This is a genomic window from Citrobacter sp. Cf088 (assembly GCF_030334295.1).
GTDB classification, from domain to species: domain Bacteria; phylum Pseudomonadota; class Gammaproteobacteria; order Enterobacterales; family Enterobacteriaceae; genus Citrobacter; species Citrobacter freundii.
Genome location: NZ_JAOWEE010000047.1, coordinates 138792 through 155990, shown reverse-complemented (window position 1 = coordinate 155990; position 17199 = coordinate 138792). Strand labels below are relative to the sequence as shown.

General features: G+C 52.5%; 17 protein-coding genes. 12 read left to right on the top strand and 5 right to left on the bottom strand.

Going from position 1 to position 17199, the window contains the following annotated elements; translation table 11 throughout:
* Positions 1-97: 97 nt before the first annotated feature.
* The 5 genes from OGV71_RS10620 (at position 98) to adrA (ending at position 4930) form a co-directional block, all read left to right on the top strand.
* Positions 98-1294, top strand: a complete 1197-nt coding sequence (locus OGV71_RS10620; protein WP_003021445.1) for a multidrug efflux MFS transporter — start codon at positions 98-100, stop codon at positions 1292-1294.
* Between the two features lie 248 nt (positions 1295-1542).
* The gene (locus tag OGV71_RS10615) at positions 1543-1785 is read left to right on the top strand and encodes a sigma-S stabilization anti-adapter protein IraP (protein ID WP_204583991.1); all 243 of its coding nucleotides are present in this window, start codon (positions 1543-1545) and stop codon (positions 1783-1785) included.
* A gap of 104 nt (positions 1786-1889) precedes the next feature.
* A complete protein-coding gene (phoA, locus tag OGV71_RS10610) occupies positions 1890-3305 on the top strand; it encodes an alkaline phosphatase (RefSeq protein ID WP_003021451.1) in 1416 nt (471 codons plus the stop codon).
* A 97-nt stretch (positions 3306-3402) separates the two neighbouring features.
* A complete protein-coding gene (psiF, locus tag OGV71_RS10605) occupies positions 3403-3723 on the top strand; it encodes a phosphate starvation-inducible protein PsiF (protein WP_003021454.1) in 321 nt (106 codons plus the stop codon).
* Between the two features lie 91 nt (positions 3724-3814).
* On the top strand, positions 3815-4930 hold the full coding sequence (gene adrA / locus OGV71_RS10600) for a diguanylate cyclase AdrA (RefSeq protein WP_086538773.1): 1116 nt from the start codon (positions 3815-3817) through the stop codon (positions 4928-4930).
* A gap of 17 nt (positions 4931-4947) precedes the next feature.
* Here the strand turns inward: adrA and proC are convergent, their stop codons facing one another.
* A complete protein-coding gene (gene proC, locus OGV71_RS10595) occupies positions 4948-5757 on the bottom strand; it encodes a pyrroline-5-carboxylate reductase (RefSeq protein WP_032948672.1) in 810 nt (269 codons plus the stop codon).
* A gap of 189 nt (positions 5758-5946) precedes the next feature.
* On the opposite strand from proC, the gene OGV71_RS10590 reads away from it, so the two are divergent.
* From OGV71_RS10590 to ppnP, 5 genes are all read left to right on the top strand, one after another.
* Positions 5947-6402: a YaiI/YqxD family protein gene (locus tag OGV71_RS10590; RefSeq protein ID WP_003021467.1), complete on the top strand. Its 456-nt coding sequence runs from the start codon at positions 5947-5949 to the stop codon at positions 6400-6402.
* 186 nt (positions 6403-6588) lie between these two features.
* The gene (gene aroL / locus OGV71_RS10585) at positions 6589-7134 is read left to right on the top strand and encodes a shikimate kinase AroL (protein ID WP_204583989.1); all 546 of its coding nucleotides are present in this window, start codon (positions 6589-6591) and stop codon (positions 7132-7134) included.
* A 26-nt stretch (positions 7135-7160) separates the two neighbouring features.
* Positions 7161-7352 (top strand): protein YaiA, encoded by a 192-nt coding sequence (gene yaiA / locus OGV71_RS10580; protein ID WP_003021472.1) that lies wholly within the window; start codon positions 7161-7163, stop codon positions 7350-7352.
* A gap of 246 nt (positions 7353-7598) precedes the next feature.
* Positions 7599-8276: an AroM family protein gene (locus OGV71_RS10575; protein ID WP_003021474.1), complete on the top strand. Its 678-nt coding sequence runs from the start codon at positions 7599-7601 to the stop codon at positions 8274-8276.
* Positions 8277-8347: 71 nt separating this feature from the next.
* Positions 8348-8632 carry a pyrimidine/purine nucleoside phosphorylase gene (ppnP, locus tag OGV71_RS10570; RefSeq protein ID WP_003021477.1) on the top strand — a complete coding sequence of 95 codons (285 nt, stop codon included), beginning with the start codon at positions 8348-8350 and terminating at the stop codon, positions 8630-8632.
* A gap of 49 nt (positions 8633-8681) precedes the next feature.
* Here ppnP and rdgC read toward each other — a convergent pair whose 3' ends face one another.
* Positions 8682-9593: a recombination-associated protein RdgC gene (gene rdgC, locus OGV71_RS10565; protein ID WP_003021479.1), complete on the bottom strand. Its 912-nt coding sequence runs from the start codon at positions 9591-9593 to the stop codon at positions 8682-8684.
* Positions 9594-9684: 91 nt separating this feature from the next.
* Here rdgC and mak point away from each other — a divergent pair, with 91 nt between their 5' ends.
* A complete protein-coding gene (gene mak / locus OGV71_RS10560) occupies positions 9685-10593 on the top strand; it encodes a fructokinase (protein WP_044712870.1) in 909 nt (302 codons plus the stop codon).
* Positions 10594-10600: 7 nt separating this feature from the next.
* On the opposite strand, the gene araJ is transcribed toward mak, so the two are convergent.
* The 3 genes from araJ to sbcD all read right to left on the bottom strand — a co-directional run bounded on the left by araJ (position 10601) and on the right by sbcD (position 16308).
* Entirely contained in the window at positions 10601-11773 is a 1173-nt protein-coding gene (araJ, locus tag OGV71_RS10555) for an MFS transporter AraJ (RefSeq protein WP_204584331.1), read from the bottom strand.
* Between the two features lie 192 nt (positions 11774-11965).
* On the bottom strand, positions 11966-15109 hold the full coding sequence (gene sbcC, locus OGV71_RS10550) for an exonuclease subunit SbcC (RefSeq protein ID WP_204583987.1): 3144 nt from the start codon (positions 15107-15109) through the stop codon (positions 11966-11968).
* Positions 15106-16308, bottom strand: coding sequence for an exonuclease subunit SbcD (gene sbcD / locus OGV71_RS10545; protein WP_071696888.1), 1203 nt, complete (start codon positions 16306-16308; stop codon positions 15106-15108). Before sbcD ends, sbcC begins: the two co-directional genes overlap by 4 nt.
* A gap of 190 nt (positions 16309-16498) precedes the next feature.
* On the opposite strand from sbcD, the gene phoB reads away from it, so the two are divergent.
* Positions 16499-17188, top strand: coding sequence for a phosphate response regulator transcription factor PhoB (phoB, locus tag OGV71_RS10540; RefSeq protein ID WP_003021496.1), 690 nt, complete (start codon positions 16499-16501; stop codon positions 17186-17188).
* Positions 17189-17199 lie beyond the last annotated feature (11 nt).

Sequence of the window (17199 nt, the reverse complement as noted above, 5' to 3'; positions counted from 1 at the left end):
TACTAAACTGTGATTTATCGCACCTGTGGACCCTTATTCAGCTAAGTAATTTGTTAAGCTGCTCGCAGTTTTCAGCTACTTATCGTTATGAGTCCTTATGGAATCCTGGAGAGTTAACCTTATTTCCGTTTGGTTCGGGTGCTTTTTTACCGGACTGGCGATTAGCCAAATCTTGCCTTTTTTACCACTCTATATCTCCCAACTGGGCGTGACCTCACATGAAGCGCTCTCAATGTGGTCCGGATTAACGTTCAGCGTCACCTTCCTGATTTCAGCTATTGTCTCTCCAATGTGGGGCAGTTTAGCCGACCGCAAAGGACGCAAGCTAATGCTGCTGCGGGCCTCACTGGGTATGGCCATTGCGATTTTGCTACAGGCATTTGCTACTAACGTCTGGCAGCTTTTTCTGCTGCGCGGGGTGATGGGGTTAACCTCCGGTTATATTCCTAATGCGATGGCGCTGGTCGCGTCACAGGTTCCGCGTGAACGCAGCGGCTGGGCGCTGAGTACGCTGTCGACGGCGCAAATTAGCGGTGTCATTGGTGGACCGTTAATGGGGGGCTTTATTGCCGATCACGTTGGCTTACGGGCGGTATTCTGTATTACCGCCGCTTTGCTGGTGGTGAGTTTTCTGGTCACACTGTTTTTGATCAAAGAGGGCGTTCGTCCTACGATTAAAAAAAGCGAACGTCTGAGTGGGAAGGCCGTATTTGCCTCGCTTTCACATCCGGCGCTGGTGATCAGCCTGTTTTTTACCACCATGGTGATTCAACTGTGTAACGGTTCAATTGGGCCAATTCTGGCGCTGTTTATTAAATCAATGGTCCCAGATAGTTCGAATATTGCCTTTCTCAGCGGGCTGATAGCCTCTGTACCGGGCATTTCTGCTCTGATTTCCGCGCCTCGACTTGGTAAATTAGGCGACCGTATTGGTACTGAGCGGATTTTAATGGCGACGTTAATCTTCGCGGTGGTGCTGTTTTTCGCTATGTCGTGGGTCACCACGCCGTTGCAGTTGGGAGTTCTCCGTTTTCTGCTTGGCTTTGCCGACGGTGCGATGTTGCCGGCGGTGCAGACGCTGTTAGTGAAATACTCCAGCGACCAGATAACCGGGCGCATCTTTGGTTATAACCAGTCATTTATGTATCTCGGCAACGTCGCCGGGCCATTAATGGGGGCGACGGTTTCGGCAATGGCGGGGTTCCGTTGGGTGTTCATTGCTACAGCAAGCATTGTGCTTATCAATATCTGGCAATTAGCTATTGCGTTGCGACGTCGGCGCGGGGGGCGTTGAGTTTCTGATTAACAACGCTGCCTGTCAGCGTTGTTAATCCATAATTGTGTATTATATATTTGTGTGATTATTAATTTTCTTACCTTTTTATATTGAATCATTCTGCGTCAAGACGCATTTAGCCTTATTTTGTGTTGTGATTGTTTTCGCAAATCGTTTTATTACTTATAAAAATACAACTTTCATCCTCTAGGCAGTCGTGAGCCTTAATGATAACGTGACCCATATTTTGTTAAGGGAATAGGCAAATGAAAAACCTCGTCACTGAGTTGTTACTTAAACTCGCGCAAAAAGAAGAAGAGTCGCAAGATCTGGCGGTACAGGTCGAAACGTTAGAGCGGGTAATCATCGAAATGCTGCGCAATATGACGTGGAACGATCGGCAAATATTTATTCGTCAAATTGAGGGGGCGCTGGCTGATGCAAACCGCATGCCCGCGTTTCTGACGAACATACATAACGCTTGCGAGATCGTACCAAAAGCGTTTTGAACCATCTGTGGCGGGGCACCCACAAATTATCATAAAAGTGTCACATCAAATACTTATAGTCGCTTTGTTTTAATTTTACCGTATTTATACATGGAGAATATAAAGTGAAACAAAGCGCACTCGCTATTGCCCTGTTACCTTTGCTGTTTACCCCGGTTATTAATGCAGAAACATCTACTGTAGCGGTTTTGGATAATCGTGCCGCTCAAGGTGATATCTCCACGCCGGGTGGCGCTCGCCGATTGTCTGCCGACCAAACCGCGGCTCTGCGCGAATCCCTGAACGACAAACCGGCCAAAAATATTATTTTACTGATTGGCGATGGGATGGGTGATTCCGAAATAACGGCAGCGCGAAATTATGCTGAAGGCGCGGGCGGCTTTTTTAAAGGTATTGATGCTTTACCGTTGACCGGACAATACACACATTATGCGTTGGATAAGAAAACCGGCAAGCCCGATTATGTGACAGATTCTGCAGCATCGGCGACGGCGTGGACGACCGGTGTTAAAACTTACAATGGTGCTCTGGGCGTTGATATTCATGAGAAAGATCACGCTACTATTCTGGAAATGGCCAAAGCGGCGGGTCTGGCGACAGGCAACGTTTCCACGGCTGAATTGCAGGATGCCACGCCGGCCGCGCTGGTTGCCCATGTCACTTCGCGTAAATGCTATGGCCCGAGCGTGACGGCTGAAAAATGCCCTACGAACGCGCTGGAAAAAGGCGGTAAAGGGTCGATTACCGAACAATTATTGAATGCCCGTGCGGATGTTACGTTAGGTGGCGGGGCAAAGACTTTTACTGAAACCGCTACGGCAGGTGAGTGGCAGGGTAAAACGCTGCGTGAACAAGCACAGGCCCGTGGTTACCAGATGGTGAGTGATACCGCGACGCTGGCGGCGATTACCGAAGCGAATCAGGATAAACCGCTGTTGGGTCTGTTCTCTGACGGTAATATGCCAGTGCGTTGGGAAGGCCCGAAAGCGTCTTATCACGGAAATCTGGATAAGCCGGTAGTGACCTGCACGCCAAATCCAAAACGTAACGACAGCGTGCCGACTCTGGCACAGATGACGGATAAAGCGATTGAGCTGTTAAGCAAAAATGAGAAAGGCTTCTTCCTGCAAGTGGAAGGCGCGTCAATCGACAAACAAGATCACGCCGCTAACCCGTGTGGACAAATTGGTGAAACTGTCGATCTGGATGAAGCGGTGCAGCGTGCGCTTGCTTTTGCGAAGAAAGATGGCAACACCCTGGTCGTGGTAACCGCTGATCACGCGCATGCCAGCCAGATAGTCGCACCGGATACTAAAGCTCCCGGTTTAACGCAAGCGCTGAACACCAAAGATGGCGCGGTGATGGTCATTAGCTATGGCAACTCTGAAGAAGAGTCCCAGGAGCACACCGGCAGCCAACTACGTATTGCAGCCTATGGCCCTCATGCGGCGAATGTGGTTGGCCTGACCGATCAAACCGACCTGTTCTACACCATGAAAGCGGCGTTAGGACTGAAATAACCCGACGCCCGGCGGCAATACTTTTGCCGTCGGGTGGTATTTTTATCGTTAGCAGCCAAACTTACCTGTGTGTCGTCGTTCAGAAAAGGATGGAGCTATGAAAATTACATTATTAATGACGTTGCTTTTTGGTCTTATTTTTTTAACTACCGTCGGTGCTGCCGAGAAGACATTAACCCCGCAACAACAACGTATGACCACCTGCAATCAGCAGGCAACGGCGCAGACCTTAAAAGGGGATGCGCGTAAGACGTATATGAGTGATTGCCTGAAAAACAGTAAATCTGGGCCTGAGGAAAAGAGTCTGACGCCGCAGCAGCAGAAAATGCGTGAATGCAACGTCAAGGCGACGGAGCAGTCTCTGAAAGGCGATGATCGTAATAAGTTTATGAGTGCTTGCCTGAAAAAATCTGCTTAGCACTTCCGGGTGAGCAGATAAAATCGCTCACCCGAAATATCATACTTCCGCCGCCAGACCCCTTCCTATAATTTGGGAAATTTGTTTCAGAATATTCCCAAATACGATGAATGATGAAAATTTTTATCAAAAGAAGGTCGTCTCAAATGAAGCATTTATATTGCTTCATCAAAATGACCACCAACGTTCCGGTCTGCGATTTGCCCGACGAATCAGGCTGCCGCGAGCGGTGGGACTGGGGGGTATGTTTTTCCCTATCGCGTCGGTATTAGTTTCTCAGCCAATAACCGGAGGCTGGTGGCTTTTGCTGGTGGGATGGGCATTTGTCTGGCCACATCTGGCATGGCAACTGGCAAGTAAAGCTGTCGATCCACTGCATAGCGAATATACCAACTTAAAAGCCGATGCCATCCTCGCCGGGATGTGGATGGGGATTATGGGGATAAACTTGCTGCCATCCACGGCGCTGTTGATGATTATCTGTATCAACCTGATGGGCGCAGGAGGTATGCGAGTCTTCATCGCAGGCGCCGTGTTGATGGTGGTTTCCTGCCTGGTGACGTTACAGTTAACGGATATCCCCGTGGCTTTTAGCAGTACGCAGCTGAGCGTGCTGCTGTCACTGCCAGTGTTAGTGGTTTACCCGTTGCTGTTTGCCTGGGTGAGTTATAAGACGCTCATCCGGCTGGCAGAACATAAACGTCGCTTACAGGTTATGAGTACGCGAGATGGGATGACCGGTGTGTATAACCGACGTCATTGGGAGCTGTTGCTGCGTAATGAGTTTGATAATTGCCGCCGCCATCAGCGTGATGCCACGCTCCTTATCATCGATATCGACCATTTTAAGAGTATCAATGATACCTGGGGCCATGATGTAGGGGATCAGGCCATTGTTGCACTGACCCGCCAGTTACAGATGACCTTACGCGGTAGCGATGTGATTGGGCGTTTTGGCGGTGATGAGTTTGCGGTAATCATGTGTGGCACGTCGGCGAGCAGCGCGATTGCAGCGATGTCTCGTGTTCACGAACGGCTTACCCAACTGCGTTTATCTTGCGCGCCGCAGGTTGACCTGCGCATTAGCGTGGGCGTTGCGCCGCTGACATCTGAAACTGAACACTATAGAGAATGGTTAAAATCAGCAGATATGGCGCTCTATAAAGCAAAGAATTCCGGACGTAACCGCACTGAAGCGGCGGCATGACGTCCGGCGGTGTTAACTCAGGAGCGGCTGAGTTTTTCCGATTGCTCCATGCACTTAATCATCGCTTCAATTACTGATGAACGGAAACCGCGGTCTTCCAGGACGCGTACCGCCTCAATGGTGGTTCCACCTGGTGAGCACACCATATCCTTTAATTCGCCAGGATGTTTACCCGTTTCCAGCACCATCTTCGCCGAACCCATTACCGCTTGTGCCGCAAATTTATAAGCCTGCGCGCGGGGCATCCCCCCCTGAACGGCGGCATCTGCCATTGCTTCGATAAACATAAATACATAGGCCGGTGCTGAACCGCTGACACCAACGACCGGATGAATCATTGCCTCCGCAATGACTTCAGCTTCGCCAAAGCAGCGGAAGATATTCAGTACGTCAGCCGTATCTTCCGGCGTGACTAAGGCGTTTGGCGTGACGGAGGTCATTCCGGCGTTCACCAGCGACGGCGTGTTTGGCATCGCGCGAATGATTTTACGGTCGTGACCCAGCGCGCGGGCAAGCTGATCGAGGGTGACGCCTGCGGCAATTGAGACGACCAGGGAGTCTTTGTTCAGGCTGGAGGTAATTTCGCTCAGCACCTTAATCATAATGCCTGGCTTTACGGCCCCAAAAACAATATCAGCGATCTGCGCGACTTCTTGTGCAGACTGCGCCGCATTAATGCCGTACTGGTCGTGTAGCGCGGCGACCTTATCGGGGGAAGGGGTATAGACCCAGATTTGTCCGGGGAGAACCTGACCGCTGGCGATCATGCCGCCAAGAATGGCTTTGCCCATATTACCGCAGCCGATAAAACCAATTTTCTTGTCCATCTTGTCACTCCCTATGGATGATATTCATTGTTTTATACCCTAATTACTTCAAGCAACTTGAATTATTTGGGGTAAATCTGGGAAAGCTAAGCTTAGCGCGGAATGAATATGTTCAGAAGGAGAAACAGCACTTTGCCTGAAAGTAAAAGCACGCGACAATGTGCGGCAGCACAACAGTGGGGAGAAGTTATGACAATATGGGTGGATGCCGATGCGTGTCCGAATGTGATTAAAGACATTTTGTACCGCGCTTCTGAGCGCATGCAAATGCCGCTTGTTTTGGTGGCCAACCAAAGCCTGCGCGTCCCGCCTTCGCGTTTCATCAGCACATTACGTGTGCCTGCGGGCTTTGACGTGGCTGATAACGAGATTGTGCGTCAGTGCAGCGCTGGTGATTTAGTGATAACGGCCGATATTCCGCTGGCGGCTGAAGTGATTGAAAAAGGTGCGGCGGCGCTTAACCCGCGTGGCGAACGTTATACCGAAGCCACGATCCGCGAGCGTCTGATGATGCGTGATTTTATGGATACGCTACGCGCTAGCGGTATTCAGACCGGGGGGCCGGACAGCCTTTCGTCCCGTGACAGACAGCATTTTGCGGCTGAACTTGATAAATGGTGGCTGGAAGTTCAGCGTAGAAAATAGTATGTGTAATTTATTATTTACACTTTATTCGTTGTGAATTCTTGTTATAGTAGGGATTAACTCATCTCGCCATTCTTTATGTAATTTTTTCTTTACGATTTTGGCGGCGTACTAGTTTGATGATATGATTATATTTTTAACCGCATCAGATCCCGCTTGTTGGCGGCTCTCTGGGGAAATTCTGTGATGACGCAACCTCTTTTTCTTGTTGGCCCCCGGGGGTGTGGTAAGACGACAACCGGTATGGCGCTGGCAAAGGCTATTGATTTCCAGTTCGTTGATACCGATCGCTGGTTGCAATCGCACGTGCAAATGACCGTGGCGGAAATCGTCGAAAGAGAAGGATGGGAAGGGTTTCGTGCCCAGGAAACGACCGCTCTGCAGGCTGTCACAGCACCAGCAACGGTTGTTGCGACTGGCGGCGGTATCATTCTTACCGAATTTAACCGCCACTACATGCGCAGCCACGGCGTGGTTATCTATTTAAGCGCACCGGTATCGGTACTGGTTGAGCGTCTGGAGGCCACGCCTGAAGAAGGATTACGACCGACCTTAACCGGAAAGCCGTTGACTGAAGAAGTGCAGGAAGTGCTCGCCCAGCGAGATGTTTTGTATCGCGAAGCCGCGCACTATATCGTTGATGCCACCAATGCGCCTGCGCAAGTGGTGGAAGACATTCTTGGGATACTGGCGCAGGCAGCGCCACGGTTGCAGGGCGGTGTCTATACTTAATGTTCATCCAGTGAAAAGGAAGAACTATGCCGACACAACCACCTTACCCACGTCAAGCGACCATTGTTACGGTTGAAAAAGGGACGCCAGGCCAGACGGTAACCTGGTATCAACTTCGTGCCGATCACCCTAAACCGAATTCGTTGATCAGTGAGCATCCTTCGGCTCAGGAAGCGATGGATGCTAAAAAACGCTACGAAGACCCCGATAAAACCTGATATGAAGACCGCCCTGGCACGAGTCTTAAAAGTGCCAGTCCGGGCGTGCATCACATTTTTTTAAATTTCGCTGTATACAGTAAAAATTGAAAATTAAACAATAACAATCCAGTACTGGAATGATCTGGAATCTTTACACAATACACCGCCGATCTACTGCTACGCTTTTGAGCATTTGTAGCACAGGTTAGCGTCCGGCACGTGTCCGGGATTTCACAGCAAAGTAAGAAAACGGTGGAGCAACAAATGAGTACGTCGTTGGCTATCCTCACGATTGGCGTTGTGCCAATGTGTGAGGTGTTACCGCTCCTGACGGAATATATTGATGAACAGCACATTACTCACCACAGTCTGCTGGGGCAGATGCAGCGAGAAGATGTGATGGCTGAGTACGGAGCTTCACCCGGTGATGAGCTGTTATTAACGCTGCTTAGCGACCATCAGCTTGCACATGTCTCGCGCCTGAAGGTAGAACGCTCGCTACAAAGTATCGTGGAGGTGCTGGATAATCAGGGCTTTGACGTGATCCTGCTGATGAGTACCGCTTCAATCACCCGTCTGACCGCCCGCAATAGCATCTTGTTGGAACCCATACGCATTATTCCCCCGTTAGTGGCTTCGATTGTCGAAGGGCATCAGGTTGGGGTCATAGTACCTGTTGCTGAATTGCTCAAAGCCCAGACACAAAAGTGGCAGGTGTTACAAACGCCACCAGTGTATGCCGTAGCGAATCCAGTAGAAGGTTCTGAACAACAGCTGATTGATGCCGGGAAATATCTCCTTGAGCAAGGCGCTGATGTTCTCATGCTGGACTGCCTGGGTTTTCATCAACGCCATCGTGATTTACTGCAAAAGTCGCTGGATGTCCCGGTTCTGCTGTCCAATGTGTTGATTGCCCGGCTAGCTTCGGAATTGCTGGCGTAATTTTGCGTGACAGGTGGAACGTCAGCCCCCTATATTGGTTCCTAACTTAATCACGAGATAGGGTCAGTTGTATGCTTCAAAGTAATGAATACTTTTCCGGCAAAGTAAAATCGATCGGTTTTACCAGCAGCAGTACTGGCCGCGCCAGTGTAGGCGTGATGGCTGAAGGTGAATATACCTTTGGTACTGCGGCGCCTGAAGAGATGACGGTGGTTAGTGGCGCACTGAACGTGCTGCTGCCGGGGGAAACCGAGTGGAAAGTATATGCCGCAGGAGACGTGTTTAACGTACCGGGCAACAGTGAGTTTCATCTGCAGGTAGCAGAGCCAACATCCTATCTTTGCCGCTATTTGTAAGCGTAAAAATGACGAATGGCGATATTGTGTCGCCATTCGCTAAACAGGGCTAACGTTGCGCTTCGCCGCCTAATCCTTCCACCAGACTTTTAATCAGCGCCGCCAGTTCACCTGTCATCAGAATGAAATCGGCATCAAAACGCTGAGCATAATCTTCACGGTCGATATCTTCGTTCTGATCGCGCAGCTCGTCGCTGAACTTCAGACGCTTAATGGAGCCGTCGTCACACATAACGAACTGAATACGCTGCTGCCAGTCGAGGGCCAACTTGGTGACCAGTTTGCCCGCCTCGATATGCACGGCGATTTCGTCGCAGACCAGATCCTGCTTTTTCGCGCGGATCACACCGCCGTCTTCAAGGATCGCTTTCAGTTCAGCTTCATCCAGTAACTGGAATCCTTGTGCTGTTGTGCCGGAGCGAACCCATTCGGTCAGCGTCAGCTCAATAGGGTTTTCCATCGTTAGCGGAACGACCGGCAGCGAACCGAGGCTTTTACGCAGCAGCGCCAGCGTATCTTCCGCTTTTTTCGCGCTTGCACAGTCGACCATGATCAGATCGTTGACGGTGTCGATCCACATCATTGTCTGGCTGAAGCGGCTAAAGGCGCGCGGCAGCAATGAGTGCAGAACTTCATCTTTCAGTGAGTCTTTTTCGGTCTTCTTGAGTTTGCGACCTTGCTCAGCTTCCAGTTTGAATATTTTGGCTTCCAGCGCCTGTTTGATAACCGGCGACGGCAGAATTTTTTCTTCTTTGCGGGCGCAGATAATAATTTGGCCATTGGCGGTATGCGTTAATGCATCGCTGTGCGATCCCATCGGCGGAACCCAGCCCATTTTTGCCATATCCTGGCTACCGCAAGGGGTGAACGTCATTGATGCCAGCTGTTTTTCCATCTCTTCGGCACGCAAAGAAACATCGCGGCTAAGACGGTAAACCATTAAATTTTTGAACCACAGCATGATAATTTCCACGGCCTTGTCGTTAAATCCAGCGGGCATGATAGCGAATTGTCGCTATGCTTGCATTGTTAATCGGGAAGAGGAGCAAACAGTGCGTATAGGTATCGATTTGGGCGGTACGAAAACGGAAGTTATTGCGCTTGGCGATGCGGGCGAACAGCTTTTTCGCCATCGCCTGCCCACGCCGCGTGATGATTATCGGCAAACGATAGAAACCATCGCCATGCTGGTGGAGATGGCGGAAAACGCCACCGGGCAGACGGGAACCGTTGGAATGGGCATTCCCGGTTCAATCTCGCCCTACACCGGGGTGGTAAAGAATGCCAACTCGACCTGGCTTAACGGGCAACCTTTTGACAAAGACCTGAGTGCGCGTCTGAATCGCGAAGTGCGGTTGGCAAATGATGCCAACTGTCTGGCGGTTTCTGAAGCGGTGGATGGTGCGGCGGCGGGGGCGCAAACCGTGTTTGCGGTGATTATAGGCACCGGATGTGGCGCAGGCGTGGCGCTGAATGGTCGGGCACACACCGGCGGTAACGGTACCGCAGGGGAGTGGGGGCATAATCCGCTGCCGTGGATGGACGAAGATGAGCTGCGTTATCGGCAGGAAGTCCCTTGTTATTGCGGCAAGCAAGGCTGCATTGAAACCTTCATTTCCGGGACCGGTTTTGCCACCGACTACCAGCGCCTGAGCGGTAAGCCGCTCAAAGGCAGTGAAATTATCAGCCTTGTTAATGCGCAGGATACTCTTGCGGAGCAAGCGTTGAGCCGCTATGAGCTTCGTCTGGCGAAATCACTGGCACATGTGGTGAATATTCTCGATCCGGACGTCATTGTGCTGGGTGGCGGAATGAGCAATGTCGATCGACTGTATCAAAACGTTCCGACGTTGATGCAGCAATTTGTTTTTGGTGGCGAGTGTGAAACGCCTCTACGCCAGGCGTTGCACGGTGACTCCAGCGGCGTGCGCGGCGCGGCCTGGCTGTGGCCGCACGTATAAACGGTTGTTATGTCGCGGGTGCAACCTGTTGTTGCACGCCGCGCTTCAGGCGACCATAGAGCAGCAGCGAGGACATCGCAGAAAACGACAGCAGTGCAGCCGGCAGCGTCACGTAGTTGTAGGTAAATCCCAGCGTCAACATCATGCCACCGCAGTACGCGCCAATCGCGCTGCCGAGATTGAAGGCAATTTGCCCGCCAGCCGCGCCCAGTAGTTCTCCCCCTTTAGCATTTTGCAGCAGCAAAATTTGCAACGGCGCCGACAGAGCAAACAGACCCGCGCAGCAAATGAAAGCGAAGGTCAGCGACGCGGATTTGATGCCGCCAAAGGCAAAGAGCAGCAGCAGAGCCAGCACAATCACGAAGTCGGTTATTACCGCAATTCGCAGCGGCGTATAACGGCCTGACAGCCTACCGCTTAGCAGATTTCCCAACACCATTCCCAATCCCACTAGCATCATGATGAAGGTCATTAGCGCCTCGGAGAAGCCGGAGATATACATCATGTACGGTTTGACGTAGCTGAACCAGGCGAAAACCCCGGCGTTCCCAAACATGGTGGCGGAAAAAATGAACCACGGGGCGGGGCTTTTCAAAAAGTGAAATTGTTCGCGCAGTTTCCCTTTTGCCTCATCGCTAATGTTGGGGACCCAAAAAGCGACCGAGACTATTACGGCGATATTAAAGACGGCTATCAGCAGAAACGTGTAGCGCCAGCTAAATTCCTGGCTGAGCCAGGTGCCGACGGGAATGCCAACCAGATTGGCAACGGTCATCCCCGAAATCATGCCCGCGACGGCGGCAGTGACTTTTCCCGGACGGGCCAGCTTCGACAGGATAATCGCGCCCACGCCGAAAAATGCGCCATGAGGGAAGCCGGAAACCAGCCTGCCCACCGCCAGCATAAAATACGAGGAAGAGAGGGTGAAGATGGCGTTGCCAATCACGCACAGGGTGACCAGAAACAGCAAAATATGTTTGAGCGAAAAGCGATTGGAAAAGAGCGCAATAATGGGCGCGCCAAGCACTACGCCAAAGGCGTAAAACGAAATCATATGGCCAGCGGCAGGAATGGAAATTCCCACGTCCCGCGCCAGCTCAGTGAGGACACCCATGATGCCAAACTCGGCCATGCCCAGCCCAAATGTTCCGAGCGCTAAAGAGAAAATGACTTTTTTCATACCACCTGCCAACAAGAAAGACGCAGGATATGCGTCATAGCGACGAATGTTCGCCGCCAATAGCGATAGCTTGCGGATAAGTGAAGTGGAATGCCATTTCATATCCGTCCCTGAGTATGCAATATTGTGCTACCTGGCGTGCCGGATAGCGTTAGCGCTTATCCGGCCTGTGACACCACATCCGCTGGCCGATTACTCCACCTCAAACATTTTGTCGAGTTTGCTGTAGCCCAGACCGTTGATTTTTTTCACCTTGATCTGCACCGGAATGCGTTCTTTCATTGCTTCGACGTGGCTGATCACGCCAATGGTTTTACCGGTGGCGTTGAGTGCATCAAGCGCGTCCAGGGCGGTATCCAGCGTTTCACTGTCCAGAGTGCCGAAACCTTCGTCGAGGAACAGGGAGTCAATTCGCGTTTTGTGGCTGACCAGATCGGATAATGCCAGCGCCAGCGCCAGACTCACGAGGAAGCTCTCGCCGCCGGAAAGCGTACGCGTATCACGTACGGCATCGGCCTGCCAGGTATCAACCACTTCCAGCTCTAACGCTTCGCTGGCCTTGCGCTGCAACAAATATCGACCGTGCAGACGGGTTAACTGGTTGTTGGCAAGCCAGACGAGGTTATCCAGCGTCAGCCCCTGGGCAAATTTGCGGAACTTATCTCCCTCTTTCGAGCCGATCAGCGCATTCAAATACCCCCAGTCTTCGACCTGCTGCGCGACTTTTTCAATCTCCTGCATCAGCGCCTGCTGCTGCTGGCGGTTTTCAGCATCTTGTTTGAGCTGCTGGCGAATTTCGCCCTGACGAGTAGTGTTATCGCGTAGCAGTTGGGTGAGCTGCGCCAGCGCGTCGTGCAGATGCTGCGCCGTCATCGTGAGATCCACTTCTGTTGGTTGCTGCTGTTGATGAGCCGCCAGTGCCTGCTGGGCCTGATTAACCAGCGTTTGCGCCTGCTGTCGCTGGCCTTCCAGTGATTGCTTCAACTGCTCCAGGCGATTAAAGGTCTCTTCGTCCAGCAGGGCGGCAATAAAGGCGTCGCGATCGGCAAAGATGCTGGCCTTTAATGCGGCATCAAACTGCGCCTGGATTTCCGCGGCGCGCTGAACGTCCTGCTCCTCCTGCTGTTGCAAGGTTTGCCACTGTCCCTGTAAAGAGAGGCAATCGTCGTGCACCTGCCGCCAGTTTTCCAGCGACAAATCCTCAATGTTTTCAGAAAGCGCTTCGGTTGCAGGCAGCGTTTCCAGCAGCGGCGCAAGCTGGGCAATCCGGGCCTGTAACTCGGTCAGTTCATTCTGACGCTGTTGCCACATTTGTGCTTCGTTCGCCCGTTCCCTTAGCCATGAGGCGACGTCATCCTCGGGCGGAAGGGCCAGACCATAACGGGAAAGCTCGGCGGTTAGCGTCGCCTGGCGCTGGTCAATATGCAGCTGGAGCTGGGTAATCTGCTCGGTATGCGCGGTGATTTGCGCCTGCAGGGTATGACGCAGGCTCAACTGGTGAAGCTGTTGTTCGTGCTCTTCCTGAGCGGCCAGCCACGGGGCAATGTCATCCTGCGGTTGTAGCGTGACGTTGAGGCTGGCGGTGACGGTCAGCCATTCTTGAGTAAGTGCTTGCTCCTCCTGAGAAAGCGTCTGTGCTTCGCGTTCATCCCGCTGAAGTTGCTGGGTTATCGCCTCAAGCTGGCCGCGTAACGTTGAACCCTCATCGGCCAGTGTTTTGACCTCTTTTTCCAGTGACTCACGCCGCGTCTGATTCACGCTCAGTTCGAGCGTTTGATAGCGTTCAATCGCCGGATGTGCGGTGGAGCCGCATAGCGGGCAAGGCATGCCGGATTGCAACAATGCCCGTTGGCTTTCCAGATCTTTGATGCGGGTTTCTTGCTCGCAAATGACTCTCACATCAGTAAGTTGCTGATTTTTATCTTTATAGCGCTGACGTTTTTCGGCAAGCACCGCGTTGCGCTGGGTCAACTCTTGTTGATGCTGTACAAGCGTGGCGCGTAACTGTGCCAGTTGTTTTTGCTTCGGGGTGATTTGCCCGTGTAAATTGCTCAGCCGCTGGCGTAACGGACGAAGCTGCACATGTTGCGCCAGCGCATCCGTTACCTCCTGCGGCGAAAGGGTCAGCGCGGGAAGCGTTAGTGCATTGAGCTTACGCGTGTCGTTTTCTCGCAGCTGCTGCCATTGGCGTAGCTGGGTGCTGGCGTCGGACTGTTGGGCCAGCAGCGCTTTCCATCCTGCCAGTTCGCTACTCCATAAGCGGAAGCGATCATGCTCATTAAGCCAGTCGGTTAACGTCTGTTGTTCGGCTAGCATCAAGGTCGACTGCATTTGCGCCTGCTGACGAATACGCCCGCGCAGCGTTAAGCTGCTTTGTAAGCGAGCATTCACTTCCTGAATCTTCTGGCGCGTACGCTCGATGGTAGCCGTTTGTTCCTGAATTCGCTCCCAGTGCGGGCGTAACGCCCTGGCCGGTAGTGCCAGACTCAGTGCCGCCAACTGCGGCTGCGCGTCTTCTTGCGCCTGAAGTGCTGCCTGTAATGCCTGCTGGTGACGGTTTATATCCGTTTGTAGCTCATTTTGCCGAATGAGCCAGTTGAGGTGCTGTTGCTGGGTCTGTTGGCTGGTAAGGTATTGTTTTTCTTCGTCAGTAAGTACCTGCAAACTTTCCGTCAGGGATTGCACCTGCTCTGGCGCTAACAGCGCCACGCCGCTGGCCTGGGCCTGCAGTTTTTCCAGCTCCGTACGCGCTGATTTGTGCTTTTCAAACACCATGGCGGAGATTTGGCCGTAGATCTCAGTACCGGTTAACTCTTCGAGCAGCTCGGCACGCTCTTTTGGTTTGGCATTAAGAAATGCGGCAAACTGGCCCTGAGAGAGCAGCATGGAACGGGTAAAACGGCCGTAATCCAGCCCGGTAAGCTCGGCGGTCATCTCCAGCTTGTCTTTGACTTTATCGGCGAGGATTTTACCGTCGGCGCAGCGGGCCAGCTCAACGCGCGGAACCTGCAGGTTGCCCTCAGGCTGGTTGCGTGCCCGGTTCTGGCTCCAGAATGCGCGGTAGGCTTCGCCCCGCACCTCAAATTCCACCTCGGCCAGACACTCCGCTGTGTCGCGGGTCATCAGGTCGTTTTGCGACTGTGACACAGTATTCAGGCGCGGCGTTTCGTGGTACAGCGCAAGGCAAATTGCGTCCAGCAGGGTGGTTTTCCCCGCACCCGTCGGCCCTGTGATGGCGAAGAGCCCGTTGCTGGCAAAAGGTTCTGCCGTGAAATCGACTTTCCATTCTCCCTTCAGGGAGTTGAGGTTTTTCAGGCGCAGGCTGAGAATTTTCATGCTTCAGCCTCCCCGGCAAGCGTCTGTACGGTTGCGCTAAACAGCTGATTAAGCCGCTCGCGCTGCGGTTCTTCGAGTTCTTCCAGCGCCAGGCGGCGGTCAAAAACCTCCGCCACGCTCAGCTCGCTTAATGTTTCACGGCGTTCATTGGCCATAATGCGTTCGCGCTGTTCCCGACTGCGGCGCACCAATAACACCTCTACCGGTAAATCTTCGGTCAAGGCCTGGATTTTACGCTGCATATCATGCAGATAGTTATCGGTGGTAATTTCAATATCCAGCCACACCGGCGGCTCTTGCTGTACGTTGCGCCACTGCTCAAGCTGGGCGGTAATGGCGGCTAGATCGCCTTTCAGTACCGCAAGCTGCTGGGTTACCGGTACGGTGAGATTCTCGACGGCGTTGAGTTTCCCTGCTTCAAAGCTCACCAGATGTACGCATTTGTTTTTGCCGCACTCGTCAAAACTGAGCGCAATCGGCGAGCCGCAGTAGCGAATATGCTCCGTGCCACCGATAACCTGCGCCCGGTGAATATGGCCCAGCGCGATGTAGTCCGCCGGAGGGAAGTTTTGTGCAGGGAAGGCGTCCAGCGTACCGATATAAATGTCACGGACGGCGTCACTTTTACTGGCGCCGACGGTGGTCAAATGCCCGGTCGCGATGATGGGCAGATTCTGATCACCACGCAGCGTGCAGGCATCCTGATACTGCTGCTGGTAATAGTCGGTGATGGCTGACAGCAAATGTTGCTGTTTTTCTTGCCCGGTTAGCCCGGCCTGGCTGGTAATGATGTCGCGTGGACGTAAAAAAGGAACCGGGCACAGAATTGCCCCCGGCGTGCCGTCACGTTGCGACAGTACCTGCGGCGCATGGCCGGCGCTGGCAACGACCGTGGTGTTGAGAAACGCCAGTATATCGCGGGATTCGTTGAGTGTGGCGACGGAGTCGTGGTTGCCTGCCAGCACCACCAGATGACACCCGGTTTGCTGTAAATTAACGACAAAACGGTTATACAGCTCACGGGCGTAGCTTGGCGGTGAGCCGGTATCGAAAATATCACCCGCCACAATAATGGCATCCACCTGATGGGATTGTGCCGTTTCCAGCAGCCAGTCGAGAAAGGCCTGATGTTCAGCGGCGCGGCTCTTGCTGTAGAAATTTTGGCCCAGATGCCAGTCAGACGTGTGAAGGATGCGCATAAGAGTTCCATGACGATAAAACAGAGGTGGGGATTATAACCTTTCAAGGACGGTAATATCTTGTCTCCGGGCTGTCATAATTCGCCGGGCTGCGTTAAACCTGGGCTATCTTTTCATAAATCTGTCATAAAACTGACGCATAATGGCACCGTATTGATGGCAAACGATTTAATTATAAACAGGGCAAATCATGGCGAGACGTATTCTGGTCGTAGAAGATGAAGCTCCAATTCGTGAAATGGTCTGCTTCGTGCTCGAGCAAAACGGTTTTCAACCCGTAGAAGCCGAAGACTATGACAGTGCTGTGAACCAACTCAATGAACCCTGGCCGGATCTCGTCCTGCTTGACTGGATGCTTCCCGGCGGCTCGGGTCTGCAATTTATTAAACATCTCAAGCGCGAAGCCATGACGCGGGATATCCCCGTGATGATGCTGACGGCGAGAGGTGAAGAGGAAGACCGCGTCCGGGGTCTGGAAACCGGTGCGGATGATTATATTACCAAGCCGTTTTCTCCCAAGGAGCTGGTGGCGCGTATTAAAGCGGTTCTGCGTCGTATTTCACCGATGGCGGTGGAAGAGGTTATTGAGATGCAGGGGCTAAGCCTTGATCCGACCTCGCATCGCGTGATGACCGGCGAGGATCCGCTGGATATGGGGCCGACTGAATTCAAACTGTTGCACTTCTTTATGACCCACCCTGAGCGCGTCTACAGCCGGGAACAACTCCTCAATCATGTCTGGGGAACCAATGTCTACGTGGAAGACCGGACAGTGGATGTGCATATCCGCCGCTTACGTAAAGCGCTGGAGCACAGCGGACACGATCGAATGGTGCAGACAGTTCGCGGGACGGGATATCGTTTTTCGACCCGCTTCTGACTGACAAGAAT